The organism is Streptomyces sp. NBC_01217, from assembly GCF_035994185.1.
GTDB lineage: Bacteria > Actinomycetota > Actinomycetes > Streptomycetales > Streptomycetaceae > Streptomyces.
On sequence record NZ_CP108538.1, the window covers coordinates 6,884,782 to 6,901,836 of the forward strand.

A 17,055-nucleotide genomic window follows, 5' to 3' on the forward strand; every position below is an offset into this window, starting at 1 on the left:
GGGTCAACCAGCCGCCCCCTGAGGGGCGATTGGCGTGAACACGCCGTCCTGTCCCGGAGGCGGTAGTTGAACACCCGGAGAGCAGCCGGCCAAGGTTGGGTTTCTGCTCGGAGACGGGCGTGGTTGTGGCGACTGATGGGGGAGTGGAAGGTGCGCCTCGTTCGCGGACCTCGCTTGCTGTCGACGTGCGGGAGTGGAGCTTTCAGTGGCGTGGTGGCTTCGCGGACCATGATCGGCCGGGTGCTGCCAATTGTCGTTGGTGACGCCCTCGACCGGGCGGTCGGCGCCTACCTGGCGGGCCCATCTGGCCGCTACCCACAGGCGCCTGCTGTCCGCGGTCACCCACCATCGCGCCGTAACTCTCGCTCAGCGGAGGCCGGGCCGGTGATGGGGTTCTCCGGTGCAGCGCGAAGCGTCCGGAGCCGGCGGGGGTGGACCCGATGAGTGACCTGGTTTCAGCGGCCTGTTCACCGGCTGTCGGCCATGACGCCCGTTTGACGCTCCAGGCAGCCACGCGCAAGGCGGCGAGCTGAGAAACCGCCTCTGACCTGGGCTTTTCCATCATGCGCTCAGGCCGACATCTTTCCGATGACGCACCACGTGGAGTGCGTCGCGATCCTTGAGCTGGTGGCTAAGGGTGCCTGACCTGCGGTTTTGAGCGTGCGCGTTATGTGCGGTGTGGGCGTTACGGGCGATATCTTGACGCTGAAATGACGCTCGTGACGCTCATCTGACGCTCGTTCTGATGGAGTGTCAGGTGCCTTGTCGGGCAGGTCAGACTCTGTCGAGGTGGCGACTGATGGGACGACGAGGGCAGACGACGCTGAGTGCAGACCGACTGAGTCCTGCTGGTCAGATATCCCGGAAGAGACCAGTGAACGCGGTGACCTGCCGCGATGAGTGGCTGATGACAGCTGACCTGTGCGAATAACCTTTCAGCCGTTTCACGTTCGCGCCGGTTGATGGGGCCGGAAGTCCCAGAGGGCTCCCACTGCTGCCGGACGCCCTTTTGGCTCTATACGCCGATGCGGGCTCGTCGAACGCCCCGTTGTCGACGAGGGTGCTGGAACCTTGATGTCGGGTGACTGGCGCTCGGTGGATGCCTTGCGGGATCGTAGGCTCCTGATGATCGACGATGACTCTGTGGCGGCCGATGGCAGTGAGCCGGCGGTGCCCGCCAAGCCTCGGGCGCCCCTACAGCGAGCGGCTCGTCGCGCGGGCCCGGCGGGCGAAGGCGCAGGAGCTGGTCGGGCGGCTCGTCACCGAGGGACGCATCTGGATCACCGCTCCGGATGACGACGAGGTCGCGGAGTGGCGGCGTGTCGTCAACCATGCGAAGCGGCACGGCCTGGAACCGGCAGGCAAACGCATCGAGAAGGTCCCGTACGGCGGGACGGGGCTGGAGCTGTTCCTCGCGGAGGGCCCGCATTCCAACGCACGGAGTCAGCGGCCGAAGGAGGGCGGGGCATGTTCCTGTCCCCGCACGACTGGGGCACCTGCACTCGATGGCGACCGCGCTCAAAGACGACTCGCGCCGACTGGTCATGCCGTCTGCGCTGCGTCGCAGGTCCTTCCAGCTGTTGCAGGGACTGGCGGCTGAGGCGATCCGGCGCGGGTACGAGGTGCGGAAGGCCGGGTCGTCCTTCTACCCGCGCGAGGGCGGAGTGGACGTCGCTGTCGACGGCTTCGCGTATACCGTCACCGTCAGGCAGGAGTTCCCGGAGTCCACAGATCCGGAGCGCTCCGTTCGTCTCGTCGTGGACCTCGCCCATGGCCTGACCGGTCGGCCGGGTCGCTGGCGGGATCGGAAGACCCGGACGCTCGAAGGAGCCCTGGGCGTGATCCCTGGAGAGATCGAGGCGCGGACGGTGGCACTTTTGCGCTTCTACCCACCCCTCAGCCGCACCCCAACCGAAACGGCGAGGCCAGTCCGTCACGAGTGGTAGAGCACCCGTACGACCATCGTGTCGCCGGGCAGGCCGTCCAGGTAGGCGTTGAACATCCGTTCGTAGTCGAGGCCGCCGGCCTCCACCCACCGGCCGTCGAGGGTGAGCAGGGCGGGGGTGGGCAGCACGGCGGCCACATGACGGGCCACGTAGGTCTCCCGGTCCTCGTCGAAGTGGAGGACGGGGTCGGAGGTGAACCGCTCCTCCAGGGCGGGGTCGGCCTCGATCGCCCGGATCAGGGGCTGTTCACGGAAGTCGGCCACGGCGGCCTCCCTGGCGTGTTCGGGCTCCAGGTTCCTGGCCCGCTCGGCGAAGTGGTGGAAGGGAAGCGCGGGCGGGTAGCGGTCGGCGAAGGCGCGGTACGCCGTCCAGGTACCGGCCGCCCGGCGGGCCTCGGCGGCGCGGGGCGTGTCGAGGTCGAGGATGCCGCGCGGGCCGCCGTGACAGCGGGAAGGCGGCAGGTCCTCGGGGGGTTCGGTCCAGTCGTCGTACCGCACGAGCCGGGGGTCGTTCTCGTGGCCGGGAAGTACGTCGAAGAGACAGCCCGCCCCGGAGACGAACCAGTAGCTCCACTCTCCCACCCAGCCCCGGTGGGGCCGGTCCTCACGGTCGTACCAGAAGGGGGCCATGGCCTGTCCGATTGCCTGCTTCAGCCCGTCGTGGCCGACGGGTGGCAGACAGACGGTGATGCGTTGTTTGCCCATGGTGTCCCCTTGTGTGGTGCGGTCTGTGCTTGGTGCGCGGGCGTGTGGTGTGGTGCGCGGCCCACTTTGGCAGGCCGCGCCGGTCAGGCGGTCGGCGGGGGGCCGCAGGAGACGACGACGTCGTCGCAGCCGCGTTCCAGCGTCTTCCAGCCCTCCCAGATGAACGCCAGGTCGCCGAGGATGCCGGCGCCGTTCATCAGCTTGCCGCCGAGACCACCGCCAGCGCGCTTGCCTCCACCGCGCGTACCACCGCTGCCAGCGGGCCTTTCGCCTGGGGCCCAGCCGCCGCGGATCCCGCCCGAGGAGTGGGTGTCGAAGAATTCCCTGTCACCCCTGAAGATCACTCGGACGTTGGCGTTGCCGACGAACTTGTCCCGGACGGCCTCGGCCTGTTCCATGCTGTGGGCGACGAACACGACCCCATGGCTCTGCGCCTTGCCCTCGGGGTCGAGCTTGTTGTTGATGGTCTTCGCGATGTCGTCGATGGACTCTGCGCTGACGGGGCGCGTGGACTCGTTGGCGTCCCAGGTCTTCACGTCCACGATCTTGCCGTTCTTCCAGGTGACCTTGATGTAGTCGGCGGTGGCACCGGTCACCTGGTGGTTGCCGTTTGCGTCGTGGAGCAAGCCCTTCTTGGGTAGCACTCCGTTGTCGTTCTGCCAGAGGTACTCGCTGCCGTTGCCCGTCTTCGGGTCGTACAGGTTGAGCGACGTGCGTAGGTCGTCGTTCATGAACTTGATGGCGACGCGCTCTGACTTGATCTTTCCGGGCGAGCCGACGGTGTGCGGGACGCCTCGGTCGTCGTAGATGACGCGGTAGGTCTTGTCGCCCTTGGAGACCGTCGTCTCCGTGAGTGCCTTGGGCGGTTTCACGTTGTCGTTCTTTGCGCTGATGATGCGTCCGCCGCTGCACTCGGCGATGCCTTCCCAGCATTCGATGGGCTGTAGTCCGTCGGGGTCGCTCTTGGTGATCGGGTTGTTGTTGGCGTAGGCGTAGCCGTTGATCTGGAGCGGGTCGGCGAAGTCGACCACGGGGTCGGCGGAGAGGAAGCGTCCGGTCGACTGGTCGTACTCGCGGGCGCCGATGTGCGTAAGCCCGGAGTAGGTGTCGTCGATGCCGGTGCCGAGGTAGCTGCGGGCGTTGGGCCAGGAAGCGGGACGGGTGCCGCGCACCTCGCCGTACGGCTTGAAGGAGCGGCGGGTGACGGGCTGGTCGGTGCTCTGCTCCACGGAGGTGGTGGCCGTGCCGACTGTGTCGTTGAGCAGCACGCTCAGGACGTGGGTGGAGCCGCCGTGCTTGCTGACGCGGACGACGGAGGGGGCGCCGGGGTGCTGGTAGATCCGGCTGGCCTTGATCAGGTCGCCCTTGGGGTCCGTGGTGACCTCGGTCTCGCCCAGGAACAGGGTGGTGCCGGCCGCGGACTTCTGCAGGATGCGGTTGCCGCCCGTGTCGTAGACGTACGTGGTGCGGTCGGCGAGCGCCCATTGCTGGGCGGCGCCGGTGGTGCAGGTGGCGACCTGGAGGTCGGTGCCGTCGGTGTCGGTGCCGCCGGGCACGGCCAGGCACTTGCCGGTCGCGGCGTGCACGAACGCCTTGTCGGAGGTGCGCAGGGTGAACTTCTGCGCGGTGCTGCCGTTGCAGGGGGCGAGCTGGACGAGGGCGCCGTTGACGGTGGCGCACTTGCCGCGGTTGCGCAGGGTGTCGCCGGTGGTCTGCCACGCCTGGGCGGGCGTGCTGTTGCAGCTGTAGAGCTGGATCGGGGTGCCGTCGGTGAGGACGTTGCTCTGGAGGTCGATGCACTTGCCGTTCAGGCCGGTGATCGGTCCGGCGCCGTCGCCTGTGCCGGTGACCGCGGCGAGCTTGTTCTCGGCGTTCCAGTCCAGGATCTGGTCGCCGCCGGTGAGGTGGCGCTCGGTGGTGTTGCCGGTGGCGTCGTTGACGTAGGTGGGGTCGGTGCCGGTGGGCCGGTCGACCTTGGTGAGCAGGTGGGGCTGGGTGAGGGTGGGGGCGCTCGTGCCGTTGCCCGTCACGGTCTTGCCGTAGCCGTAGGTGGTACGGACGTCCAGGGTCGGGTTCGCCGGGTCGTGGTCGGTGAGGGACGCCCGGTTGCCGACGGCGTCGAAGGTGAAGGACTGGTGGTAGGAGTCGGCGGCGGTGGCGATCGACCCGGTGGCGGGGGCCGCGGCGTCGAGGGACGCCTGCATCTCGGCGTCGGGCGCGGCGGCGTCGGTGACGGCGTCGGGTGCCTCGGCGATGGGTCCGGTGCTGCTCTGGCCGTCGCTGCGGTAGCCCCAGGTGGTGCCGGAGGCGGACTTGCAGCCGGTGGCGGCGGTCACGGCGAGGCCGGAGGTCCAGGCGTGGACCAGCTCACCGAGGTAGTCGTAGGTGAAGCACTGGTTGTCCCAGGTGGACGTGGTGCCGTCGGTCTGCTTGCGGGCCGCCGATGTGAGGTTGCCTACGCGGTCCCAGGAGTAGTAGGAGTCGGAGATCCGGTGCGAGGACGCGGTCTCACGGTCCCAGACGGTCCGCTGGAGGCGGCCCGTCTCCTGGTCGATGAAGTTGGTGGTCCACACCCGGTAGGGCTGGGGTCCGCTGACGGTCCTCAGGGGCTCGCCGTACGCGGAGTAGGTGACGTCGGAGGTGTACCAGCTTAGGCCGGAGGTGGACTCGGCCAGCCCGTCCTCGTTGTAGCGGGTGATGACCTTCTCGGCGGCCAGGCCGCCGATCGCGGGCACGCTGACGGAGAGCTGTTTGCCGCTTTCGGTGTACGCGTAGCGGTAGGTGTAGGTGCCGGCGAGCTTGGACCCGGCCTGGGACGGGACGACGATCTCGCGGGTGGTCGGGCGGTATTTGTCGTCGTAGGCGGTGATCCGGTCGATCCAGTCGGCGCCGGCCTCGTGCCGGGTGGAGCTCGCGACCTTGCCGAGCGCCCCCGGCAGGTCGTAGGTGAAGGACTTGATCGGGTCGGCGGTTGCGGAGCCTTGACGGACCTTCAGGACACGCCCGATGGCGTCGTACTCGGTGTACGTGGTGCGCTGAAGCGTGTCGGTGGCGGTGGCCTGCCGACCGAGTGCGTCGTAGGTGAAGGAGGCGCTGCCGATGTCGGGGTCGGTGGCGGAGGCCAGCAGACCGCGGGTGTTGTAGGTGTAAGTCCAGAGGTTGCCCGCGTGGTCCTCGATCTGGGTGCGGTTGCCCCGGGCGTCGAAGGAGTAGCTGGTGGTGCGCCACTCGTCTTGGGTGCGGTTGGTGGAGTGGTCGACGCGGGTGATCCGGCCGCGTGCGTCGGAGTAGGCGCGTACGGCGGGGGTGGCGCCGTCGGCCGGGCGGGAGATGGTCCAGTTGTCGCCGTACTCGACGGTGTCGGACCAGACGGCGCTGCCGCTGTGCACGGTGGTCTTGCGCACCGGGCGGCCGAGGCCGTCGTAGGTGTTGCGCACCAGGTTGGGCACCAGGGTGTCGCTGACCCGCTTGAACTGGCCGGTCTCCGGCTCGCCCTTGGCGAGATAGGAGCCGGTCTGCTCGGAGACGAGTCCGTGGTCGTCGTAGCGCGTGTCCTGGACGACCCGGCCGGGGCCGTGGGCCTCGTCCTGTGTCTGCACGGGGCGCAGCAGGCCGTCGTAGACGGTCACCTGGCGGCTGTAGCCGCCGTTGTCCTTGAGGGAGCGGACGGTCACGGCAGTGGGCCGGGTGACGGTCGGGGTCGCGGTCGCCATCTGGTAGTCGATGAGGACGTCGGGTGTCGCGACGTCGGCCGACCAGCCCTTCACCAGGCGGCCGAACGCGTCGTACTCCATGCGCGAGACGTGCCCGTTGACATCGGTCACCGACAGGGCCAGGTTGCGGCCGGGGTCGAGGGTGGTGGTGGAGGCGTGCCCCTTCTGGTTGATCTTCTTGATCGCGGTGACGGGGCCGCCGGTGTCGCCAGGGGTGTACTGGGTCTCCGAGACGCCCTTGAGCGGGTCGGTGATCTTCCGCACCCGGCCCAGTGGGTCGAAGGTGCTGGTGGAGACGGTCGAGTAGGCGGAGCCGTCGTCGTTGAGCGTCGCCGTGGTGGTGGCCAGGCCCTTGGTGGGCGCCGCACCCCAGGCTCCGTCGTCGTAGCTGGTGCGGACGGCGCTCATCACCTGGGTGGCCGGGTCGGCTGAGGCATGGTCGGCGCAGGAGGTGGAGGTGGTGCGGATCTCCTTGGGCAGACCGACGAGGTTGGCCGCCTCGTTGACGACGTAGAGCGTCTTGGCGCAGGTCTGGTCGCTGAGGGTCTCACCACCGCTGCCGTTGGGCTTGACCACGGCCGACTCGACCTGCTGTGGTAGCCCATAGGTGTCGTCGACGACGGTGGTGGTGCGTACGCCCTGCCAGCTGCTGCCGAGGGTCTGCACGGTGTCGCTGCGTTCGAAGCCGCTACGGTACGCGGTCAGCGGAGCGAGCCCGCCGTCGCGCTCACGGGAGGCGGTCTGCTTGGCCCAGGGCCGGTTCAGGACCCGGCTGGCGATCTTGCCGCCGGTCCCGGTGTACGCGATGGTCTCGGCGGTCATGCCCGCGTAGGGGGCGATGTCGTCGGCGGCCAGGGTGACGGCGCCGGTGGAGTCTTTGACCGGGCCGCCGGTACCGCGGAAGTAGCGGGTGACCGAGTAGGACTGGGTCTGCGGACGGCCGGGGGCCGCCGAGATCTTGTTGCCCTTCGACGTGGCAACCTGCTGGTAGCCGCGCCACTCGCTGTAGGTGCGCAGGGCGGGCTTGCTGAACTCGTCGTCGCTCTTGCCCCAGGCGGCGCCCGAGTAGTCGTAGCGCGTCGGTATCCGGGCGGAGACGCCGGTGATCCGGTCGGTCTCGGTCACGGTGTGGACGACGTACTTGTTGAACCAGGCCAGCGCGGGCTTCTCGACTTCGGCGTCGGGCGACCAGCGTACGGGGAAGCAGGTGCCGTGATTGTCCTCGGGCGCCACGTCGGGCTGCACACGGCAGCCGCCCTTGTACGTGATCTCGATGTCGGCGCCGTGTTCGGTGGCGACGGCGCCGATGCGCGGCCGGGTGAAGCCGAGGCGAGGGTCGGAGGAGTTTCGGGGCACCAAATTGGGCAGCTGCTGGTCCTTCAGATACGTGCTGAGGGGGTGCGCGGAGCCGGTGCCGACGACGTACGGCTGGAAGCTGACGCCAGACTTGGTGAGCAGGGTGCCGCTGGTGTCACCAGGGCGGAAGCCGTAGTGCTGGATGGAGTTGAGCCACAGGCCGGGCGAGGTGTCGTACCAGTCGCGCGGGAAGGACTGGTTAAGCAGATAGGTGTCGACCTTGGACAGGCCCGCGACGCCGGGGCGTTGGGCGTAGGTGGTGATGCCGCCAAGCCGCAGCCGGTTCCAGAAGGACGGGAAGGCGGGGCACAGCTTGGAGTCGCTCTTGCAGTTGAGGTTGCCGGGACTGTCCCACCAGGGGCGGTAGGAGGCGGGGTTCTTGGTGTCGTCGAACTTCGCCGAGTCGCAGACGGCGGAGTCCTGGAGGCAGCGCTGCCAGAGCAGGAAGTCGATCTTCGCGGCCGGGGTGGCACCGAGGGCGCCCTCGAGCAGCCCGTACTCGATGGAGTCGGGCAGGCCGCCGCGGACGTACTTCTCGGGCGTCTTGAACTTCTTGTTAACGGCGTAGTAGTTCGTCGATTGATGCCAGTTGACGACCATGACGTTGCCGTTGACGTCGGTGACCTTGTCCAGGCCCCAGTGCCATGCCTGCTGCTTGGTGGTGTCGCCCTGGCAGCGTGAGTCGGCGAAGGCGGTCGCGTGGCAGGGCTCGCCGGGGTGGTTACCGAAGACGGGGACGGTGAAGACGGACTGGGTGTCCTCGTGACCGCCGCCGATCTTGTTGAGACCGTAGGTGTAGACGGTGCCGTCCCGCTTGGTGACGACCCAGTACTCGCCGTTGTTGTCGCCGTTGGTGGCGCCGATCTTCAGCTCGACGCGGGTGCCGTCGTCTTGCTGCGGGCGGTAGCGGTCGGTCTCGCCGATGCGGACCAGCTCGGTCGTGGCGCCGCCAAGCGACATCACGGCGTTGTAGGAGACCCAGCACAGGTCGGAGGTCTTGGCCTTCTTCACCGCGTTGTTGGGGGCACCGGTCGCGGTGTCCTCGCGGTCGTCCTTGCAGGTGCGGTAGCGGCGCTCGATGTAGCCCGGGTTGTAGTCCCAGCCCTCACCGATCCACGACGCCTGCGGCGAGGAGGTGGACGTCTTCGCGTCCACGCTCTGCGAGTTGTAGTCGAAAGAGATCTCCGGCGCGGGACCTGCGGGCGTGGGCGGAACCTCGATGGGATACGACCAGGTGAAGGCGCCGGACGAGCCGCCCGCCGACCACTTGCCGTTGGATTCCAGCGGCGTCGCCTTGAAGGAGCCGCTCTCGCCCGCGCCGGAGTCGACCGCGCCGATCACGGCACTGTCACCGTCGGCCGACGCCTGCCGGGCGCCAGTGCGGTAAGCGGCCTGGAGGGCGGCGGCGCCGGCCGCCGGGGATGCCGACGCCGACGCCGGCGTCACCGTGCCGTCGGCGGCCGTGTCGACGGTGGCGGTCAGGGTCTTGGCGCTGGTGTCGTTGACCGTCTCCAGCTCCTCGTAGCCCTGGCACTCCTCAACGTCGGGCGTCGTGCGGTAGCACTCGGGGAACTGCACGAAGGTGAGCCGGGAGGCCCAGTCGGCGCCGTAGAGGTTCTGGTACGCCTTGTAGTCGAGCTGCACCGAGACGGGCACTGAGCCGGTGGCGGGAGCGGTGACCGTGACGAGCGCGCCGTCGATGCCATCGGCCTCGGGGGCGGTGCGCGGGGAGACACCGACCTGCCAGGTGCCGGTGGGCAGGGCGGCGCCGGGTGCCTGACCGAGCTTCACGGGCAGGGTGCCGACGGGTTCGAGGGCGGCGGGAGTAGCGCTGGTGGTGCGGGCGGCGGCCTGCTGGGTGTCTGCGGTGCCGAAGGTGACCGAGCCGGTGCCACCCGTGGGCGGGGTGACGGTGCCGGCTGGTGCCTGTTCCTGCTCGGTAGGCGGGGCGGCCTCGATGCTGTCGAGCCCAGCGTTGTGCGTGCTGCCGGCGATCCGTTGCTCGACTGGGATCTCCTCCAACGACACGTCCTGGCGGGCGACTTCGGCCGACTCGGGATTCGGCGGCTGGGCGACGGCCGTGAACGGCAGCAGCCCCACGAGCAGGGCCGCGCCGACGACGGGCACCACTGCGGAGCGCAGGTGCGTGCGGCGAGCGGACAGAAAAGCAGGCACGGACGAGGTCCCCCCGGGCGGCAGAAGGCCGCACCTGGACAGTGCGCAGGTGCGGCCAGCGAACAGCCTGATTCTGTGGGGCACTTGTGAAGAAAAACCAGATAGCCCGTAACCATGTGATCATCGTCACGGGCCCAAATCGGTCGCCTATGTCGCTAGTTACCGCAAAGAATCACTCATGCCGCCGATCATGCTCCATAGGTACCTACAGCACTTCTATGACTCTCCACCCCATTCCCTGCTCCAACCTTCCCAAATGCCCTCTACATGTGTCGTGTTGTGTGCCGCTTTGGCACCTGGTCGCCTGTCGAAGGCGCGGGTCGGGGCCGTTTCCGTGTCCCGGACGGCGCGGGACGCCGTACGCCGCCCGGCGCCGCCCGCAGCCATGACGCCAGGTGACGGCCCCGGGTAGCTGAGCCATGATCTGTCGGCTGTTGTCGCAGCTGGCACAGCTGTTTCACAGGGGAAAGGGAACTCTCATGCCGAGCCGATGGCGCCGATGGCGCCGCTCGCCCGCGCGCCGGCCGGTCGCGGCCGTCGCTGTCGCCGCCATCGCGGCGTCCGGCCTCACGGTCGTGGCGCTGAGCGGCTCCGGCCAGGAGGATCAGCCGCGCCGCCCCGACGCCCGCCAGGCGGCGCCTCTGGCGGAGACCGACGCTGCCGCCCGCGCTAAGAGGACCGGCAAGGCCGTCGAGGCGACCGCGCTGCGTACCGCGTACGCAACGACCTGGGCGCGCCCGGACGGAATGCTCCAGCGCCGGATCCACGCGAGCCCGATCCGGGCCGAGGTGGACGGGGTCTGGAAGGCCATCGACACGGACCTGCGCCGGGTGGAAGGTGGCTGGGCGCCCAAGGCGACCAACGTGGGCATGGTCTTCTCGGACGGTGCGGGCAAGTCATCGGGGGGCAAGGGCGCTTCGGGCTCCGGCGCCGGTGCGAGCGGACGCGGCGGCGAGCGCGCCGACCGCTCCGCTCCTCGCCAGGTCTCCCTGCTCGGCGGCATTGCCACCGCCACGAATGCCACCACCAGTGCCGCTGCCGCCGCGAACCCGCTGGTGACGCTCACTGTGGACGGCCACGACATCGTGCTGACCTGGCCGGACGCGGTGCCGACCCCGATCATCGACGGGCCGCGCGCCCTGTACCCGGAAATCCTGCCCGGCGCCGACCTCGTCCTGACAGCGGCCGACGGCGGGTTCGCGCAACTCCTTGTCGTCAAGACCCGTCAGGCTGCGACCGACCCGCGCGTGGCACGCCTGGTGTACGGCCTCAGCTCCCCCGACCTGAACTTCACGCTCGACCCGGTCACCGGCATCGTCACGGCCACCGACACCAACGGCGCCGACGTGGCGGAGGCGCCTACCCCGCTGATGTGGGACAGCGCCGGCACCCCGGCCCTCACCGATGGCCAGGCCGGCACCAGCGCCTCACCGACCGCCCCCGAGGTCATCCCCTCTGAGTCGGCTGTCACCGGCACCCCGGAGGAGGAACCGTCCGTGTCGCCCGAGCCGACCGACGAGATGGCCGACACCGACCAGGAGGACCCCACGCCGGAGGCGCTGCCCGAGGCGACAGACGAGGCCGCCGATCCGTCGGTCATCGCCGAGATGGAGGGCACATCACCGCCCGTACCGCCGGAGCCGAGCCCGCTGCCCTCCCAGACCGGCGCCGCCGCCACGCTCTCGCTGGCCAGCGTCAACGGCCCGCAGCCCGACTCGCACGGCTCGCTCGTGGACGTCGACCTGGACGCCGGTAACTGGGTGTTCAGCCCGGACCAGGTGTTCCTCGACGACCCGACGACCGTGTACCCCGTCTTCGTCGACCCGTCAATCAAGAAGCACACCAACGACTGGACGACCGCCTACAGCCGCCACCCCACCGCCACCTTCTACAACGGCAAGAACTTCAACCGGGGCGGCACCGACGAGGCCCGCGTCGGCTTCGAGTCGGACACCTGGGGCACCTCGCGGTCCTTCTTCAGCATCGACTGGGACCCTGACCTCAAGGGCTCCACGGTGCACAGCGCCAAGCTGCGCGCCCTGGAGACGTACTCCTGGTCGTGCAGCGCCCGCAGTATGACCGTCCACCTCACCGGGACGATCACTTCGAAGACGAACTGGAAGAACGCCCCAGCGATGAACAGCGGCAACAAAATCGGCGGAGGCAGCTTCGCGCACGGCTGGAAGTCCAGCTCGTGCCCCGACGAGTACGTCGTCTTCGACGTCAAGGACAGCGCCAAGAAGGCCGTCGCGGGCGGCTGGAAGACGATGACGATCGGCATGCGCGCCTCCGACGAGAACTCCCAGTACTCGTGGAAGAAGTTCCAGGCCAACGGCGGCAACGACCCGTACGTCGACCTCTCGTACAACCGGCCGCCCGCCACCCCGAGCAGCCTCGACCTGGACCCGGACCTGAGCTGTGACACCACGTCGCCGTACATCAACGTCGGGGCGTCGTCGCTAACCTTCTGGGGCAACAGCTCCGACAAGGACGGCAACCTCGCCTCCGTGAACTTCGAACTGTGGCCGACGGGCGGCAGCACGACCAACCTGCTCGGCAGCAAGGGCAAGGTGTCGGTCGGCAGCCAGAACAGCTCGGCGCGTGTACACACCGATCCGTTCTCGACGGGCAGCACCGGTCTGAAGCTGGTCAACGGCACGACGTACTCATGGCGCGCCAAGGCCGTCGACAAGTTCGGCGCCACCTCCGCCTACTCGCACAGCAAGATCCCGTGCCGCTTCGTGTACGACACCTCAAAGCCGTCGCCGCCGCTCGCGTCCTCGACGCAGTTCCCCGACGCCGACGCCGCCGACAACGGTTTCGCCAACGACTCCGAGGACTCGAAATGGTCCACGGTCACCTTCGGCACTGCGGGCACCTTCACCTTCCGGGCCCGGCAGACCGACGTGGTCCGCTTCGAGTACGGCTTCAACCAGGCGTCGTACCCCTTCTCGGTCAACCGCACCAACGGTGCCGCGACCACCACGACGACGTCCGTGTCGACCGTGAAGCCGCCGCTCGCCGGACCGAACGTGCTGTATGTGCGTGCGGTGGACGACGCCGGGAACGTGTCTCAGCCGCTCAAGTACTTCTTCTACGTGACCCCGAGGGACGAGGCCGACGCGCCGGGCGACTTCACCGGTGACCGGCTGCCCGACCTGATGGTGGTCGACGGCAACGGCAATCTGCGCCTCTACCCGTCCGAGTCCACGACGGACCTGGCCAAGGGCACCGGTGACCTCGACTACTCCATGTCGGGGGCCTACCGGGGCAACCCCGCCAAGGACCCCAACGGCGACGACGGCCTTCCCGCCTATGCCGCCGCACCCTCCGGGTACTGGAAGAACACCCTGATCGCGCATCTCGGTGACTTCTACGGCGGTGACGGACTCCAGGATCTCGTGGCCGTCCGCGAGAACGCCCTGTGGGTCTATCCGGGCGACGGCTACGGCGCCGTCAACATCGACAAGCGCCAGCGGGTGCTGCTGCCGTCGAACGCGCCCGCCCCCTCCACGATCACCCAGATCGTGGCGGCCGGGGACGCCACCGGGGACGGGAAGACGGACTTCTTCCTCACCGTCGGCGACGCGATCTGGACCTTCACCGGATACAACGGCGCCAGCATCGAGCAGGCCGTCCAGCTCTCCAGCTCCCCGTGGACCGAGCGCGACATCGTCACCGTCCAGGATGTTACCGGAGACGGGATCACCGACCTGATCTACCGCACGGACGTCTCCAGCCGACTCCTACTGCGCACCGGCAAGCCAGCCGCTTCAGACGGCGGGGTCGACCTCAACTCCCTCGCGGCGGCCGCCAACTCCGCGACCGGGTTGGACGACCCGTACGGGGCCTCGGGGTGGGGCAGCAGCAGCATCCGCTTCCTGTTCGGCACGCCCGACGCCAACGGCGACAACATCCCAGACATCTGGACGATTCGCACCGACGGTGCGGTCCGCCTCTATGCCGGTTCCCGTACGGCCCTGAGCGGGTCCGGCACGGAGATCGTGAGCAACAGCGGAGGGGGCTGGGTCAACAAGAAGGCCATTGGCTGAGCCCCGCATATGAAGGAGCCCAGCACAGGAAACGGCTCCGTCGCCCCTCCCGGGGTGCGGAGCCGTTGTACGTGTCTGCACTGGCTTGTCCGGCGCCTGCGCATCCACCGCACTAGGTCCTGTACGGAGTTCAGATCATGCTCGTCGGGTGATGCTGCGTAGCCACAGCATCGTGCCGCACAGGTGGAGTCCGGCCAGGTAGCTCTCGGGAGTCTTGTCGTAGCGGGTGGCGATCCCGCGCCAGTTGCGCAGCCGGTTGATGCACCGCTCGACCGTGTTGCGGTCCTTGTACAGCTCGGCGTCGTGACTGACGGGGCGGCCTCCGCGCGAGCCCTTCTTTTTGCGGTTGGCCGTCTGGTCCGCCTTCTCCGGGATCACCGCCCGGATTTGGCGTTTGCGCAGGTAGGCGCGGTTGCGGCGGGAGGAGTACGCCTTGTCGCCGGCGACCGCGTCCGGGCGGGTGCGGGGCCGGCCCCTCCTGCCACGGACCTTGATCTTGTCCACGACCCGCGCGAACTGCGGGCTGTCACCGGCCTGGCCGGGGGTGAGGACGAACGACAGTGGACGGCAGCGCCGTTCGGCTGACAAGTGCACCTTGCTGGTCAGCCCGCCCCGGGAACGACCGAGCTCAGCAGCCTTCAAACGGGCCCGGCGGCGTCGCCGCAACCGCTGCCGCTCGGCTCGTTCCGGGTCCCCGTCCTGATCGTATTGCGGCTCCCGTCCCTTCTTCCCGCCCCTTTTCGGACTCTGCGGCCTCCACCAGCGCTTCCAACTGCTCTTCGTCCAGAACCATCCCGGCGGCGTGGTGGTGAGCGCGGGAGGTAGCAGAGTCCACGCTGACCAGCGACAGGTCTGCCTCACCGCGTTCTGCGGCATAACCGATGACCGTCTCCATCAGGTGCTGGAAGACGCCCTCGCGCGTCCAGATACGGAAGCGGTCGTAGACGCTCGACCACGGACCGTACTCGGCAGGCACGTCTCGCCAGGGGCTGCCGGTGCGGAACCGCCACATCGTCGCGTTGAAGTGTTTTCGCAGGTCAGGTATGGGTCCGGATACTCCCAGCGGGAGGTGGGGCTCAATCAGGGACCACTGCTCATCGGTCACATCGCCACGTGCCATACCTGATGGCCTATCAAGCGCACACGGTTCCGCGCTGCGGATTACCCGAACCGTGATCTGAACTCCGTACAGGACCTAGGGCAAACTCTGTTGTCCCCTCGGTCACGGCGATCGTCTCTGACGAAGCCGGTCGGCTGCTCCTGATCCACAAGACGGACAACGACCTGTGGGCGCTGCCCGGGGGTGGTCACGACATCGGCGAGAGCATCGGCGACACGGTGGTGCGGGAAGTTTCGGAAGAGACCGGAATCATTGTCGAGGTAGACAGCATCGTCGGTCTCTACACCAACCCGCACCACGTCATCGCGTACAACGACGGCGAGGTGCGGCAGCAGTTCTCGATCTGCTTCCGCGTCCACCCGGTCGGAGGTTCGCTGCGTACGAGCAGCGAGTCGAAAGAGGTCCGCTGGATAGATCCAGCGGACCTCGATGACCTCGACATCCATCCGTCCATGCGACTACGCATCATGCACGGCCTGGACGGATCGCGTACCGAGCCCTACATCGGTTAATTAGCGCGGGTGGACCAACGCGAGACGCTCCTCCACTCGCCGTGCCGCTGCGTGGATCTCCGGTGCCGCCCGCTGGATGAAACGGCCGACGACGGTTTCGGGGCCGTACCGCTTCACGATTTCGTCGAGGCGCTCGATCGGCGTGGTCTCCACACCATCCGGCGTGGTCGTCATGTCGCAGTAGATGAGCGCGTCCACGAGATCCGGGCGCTCAAGCTCGAACTCGCTCTCAAGTTCAGCCCGGAGACCGCGCTCCTCAGCTTCGAGGACGGCACATGAGTGGTGGGCCACAAGGCAGATCACACGCTCGTCTGCCGCTTCCTGCGCCCTGAGGTACCGGGCTCCGTCCAGTGGGTGGAACCCAGTGACCGCCACCGCGGGCGAATACCCAATGTCATGGAGCACTGCGGCTGCCTCCAACAACTCCGCGTCATCGCCCACGACTGGAGCGAGGGAGCGAGCGCGCCTGGCGACCCCGAGCGAATGTGCCCACCTGCGCGGGAGCTGCTCGGACAGCAGTGATTCGGATAGCGGGTAAGCCCACTCATTGAGTCCCATGGCGGCCAAGGCTACGACCGGCCGGCGGTGCTTGGGAGGGCGCGCACTGTTCGCCCCTTCCCGTGAACAGTGGCGAGCAAGCCTGTGCCCTCCATCTGAGCAAGGCCACGACGCACAGCTGTGCGGGAAGCGCCGAACCGCTCACAGAGCTTCGCCTCGGATGGATACGGGTCGCCGACCGCCAGCGCGTCGTCCGCGATCACGGCCGTCATACGCTCTACCAGGGTGCGTCGGTCACCTCCCGCAGCGATTCGCCACCCGACCCCAGGCACGGGCTCAATCACATCATTGGTTTCGAGCGTCCTGAGAGCACGGCGGATCGTGTTGCGCGCGACACCGTACCTACCCATGAGCTCCGCCTCGGACGGCAAGCCGTCGACAAACTCGCCTTCTTCGATCCCCTTGCGAAGCGCCTCTGAGATGACCAGATAGGTTCCGCGCGGACTGGCCTCCGGCACGTGGGCTCCTCTCGCCTCACTCCATCCATTACTCCCTGCCAAGCCTCGCACGGTCAGCAGCAGTCACGTCACTACTGGATTCACACGATCGCCAGTTGGACTGCCACGCAACACATCCAGACAGTCACTCTCTGTCGAACTGGGGACGTTGGCTTAAGACTTCCGGGAGACGTGTCCCAGCTGTCCGACTGTCCGGTTCAGACTGTGACCTGCGGGAATTGACCGGACAGCTGTCAGCGGCACTGTCCGGGCTGTCCGGCTACAGACGGCTGCAACACCCCCGGTGGGTGTTACAGCTCGTCGGCGAAGACGACCCCTAGGTCGCAGGCGCCGAAGGCGACTTCCTCTGACCCCCTGCGGATGAGCGTCCAACTGCGTTACAACTGCGGCAAACGACGACGCCCGTTCGGGACGTCACGCCAGGTCAGCGGCGTCCTCTTTGGGCTCCGCGAGGGCGGTCG

The 17,055-nt window shown here is 68.2% G+C and carries 6 protein-coding genes and 2 pseudogenes; 3 read left to right on the top strand and 5 right to left on the bottom strand.

Annotation, left to right across the window (positions count from 1 at the left end; genetic code table 11):
- Nucleotides 1–1,505 precede the first annotated feature (1,505 nt).
- Nucleotides 1,506–1,946, top strand: a complete 441-nt coding sequence (locus tag OG507_RS30715; RefSeq protein ID WP_327370361.1) for a hypothetical protein — start codon at nt 1,506–1,508, stop codon at nt 1,944–1,946.
- Here OG507_RS30715 and OG507_RS30720 read toward each other — a convergent pair.
- Both OG507_RS30720 and OG507_RS30725 read right to left on the bottom strand, forming a co-directional pair.
- Nucleotides 1,934–2,650, bottom strand: a complete 717-nt coding sequence (locus OG507_RS30720) for a hypothetical protein (RefSeq protein ID WP_327370362.1) — start codon at nt 2,648–2,650, stop codon at nt 1,934–1,936. The two genes, OG507_RS30715 and OG507_RS30720, sit on opposite strands and share 13 nt — an antisense overlap.
- A gap of 83 nt (nt 2,651–2,733) precedes the next feature.
- A complete protein-coding gene (locus tag OG507_RS30725; protein ID WP_327370363.1) occupies nt 2,734–9,894 on the bottom strand; it encodes a ricin-type beta-trefoil lectin domain protein in 7,161 nt (2,386 codons plus the stop codon).
- Nucleotides 9,895–10,373: 479 nt separating this feature from the next.
- Here OG507_RS30725 and OG507_RS30730 point away from each other — a divergent pair, with 479 nt between their 5' ends.
- Nucleotides 10,374–13,946 (top strand): DNRLRE domain-containing protein, encoded by a 3,573-nt coding sequence (locus tag OG507_RS30730; RefSeq protein WP_327370364.1) that lies wholly within the window; start codon nt 10,374–10,376, stop codon nt 13,944–13,946.
- A gap of 135 nt (nt 13,947–14,081) precedes the next feature.
- Here OG507_RS30730 and OG507_RS30735 read toward each other — a convergent pair.
- A pseudogene (locus OG507_RS30735) lies at nt 14,082–15,066 on the bottom strand (IS5 family transposase).
- Nucleotides 15,067–15,140: 74 nt separating this feature from the next.
- Between OG507_RS30735 and OG507_RS30740 the strand changes: the two are divergent.
- A pseudogene (locus OG507_RS30740) lies at nt 15,141–15,578 on the top strand (NUDIX domain-containing protein); the annotation flags it as partial.
- On the opposite strand, the gene OG507_RS30745 reads toward OG507_RS30740, so the two are convergent.
- Together OG507_RS30745 and OG507_RS30750 are read right to left on the bottom strand one after the other, a co-directional pair.
- Nucleotides 15,579–16,136, bottom strand: coding sequence for an HD domain-containing protein (locus OG507_RS30745; protein ID WP_327370365.1), 558 nt, complete (start codon nt 16,134–16,136; stop codon nt 15,579–15,581). It abuts the pseudogene before it with no gap.
- A gap of 11 nt (nt 16,137–16,147) precedes the next feature.
- The gene (locus OG507_RS30750; RefSeq protein ID WP_327370366.1) at nt 16,148–16,594 is read right to left on the bottom strand and encodes a GntR family transcriptional regulator; all 447 of its coding nucleotides are present in this window, start codon (nt 16,592–16,594) and stop codon (nt 16,148–16,150) included.
- Nucleotides 16,595–17,055: the final 461 nt, after the last annotated feature.

What these genes read in the sequence shown, in the direction of transcription:
- OG507_RS30720 (WP_327370362.1), bottom strand. Translation starts at nt 2,650, where the DNA reads ATGGGCAAACAACGCATCACCGTCTGTCTGCCACCCGTCGGCCACGAC.
- OG507_RS30730 (WP_327370364.1), top strand. Translation starts at nt 10,374, where the DNA reads ATGCCGAGCCGATGGCGCCGATGGCGCCGCTCGCCCGCGCGCCGGCCG.
- OG507_RS30745 (WP_327370365.1), bottom strand. Translation starts at nt 16,136, where the DNA reads ATGGGACTCAATGAGTGGGCTTACCCGCTATCCGAATCACTGCTGTCC.
- OG507_RS30715 (WP_327370361.1), top strand. Translation starts at nt 1,506, where the DNA reads ATGGCGACCGCGCTCAAAGACGACTCGCGCCGACTGGTCATGCCGTCT.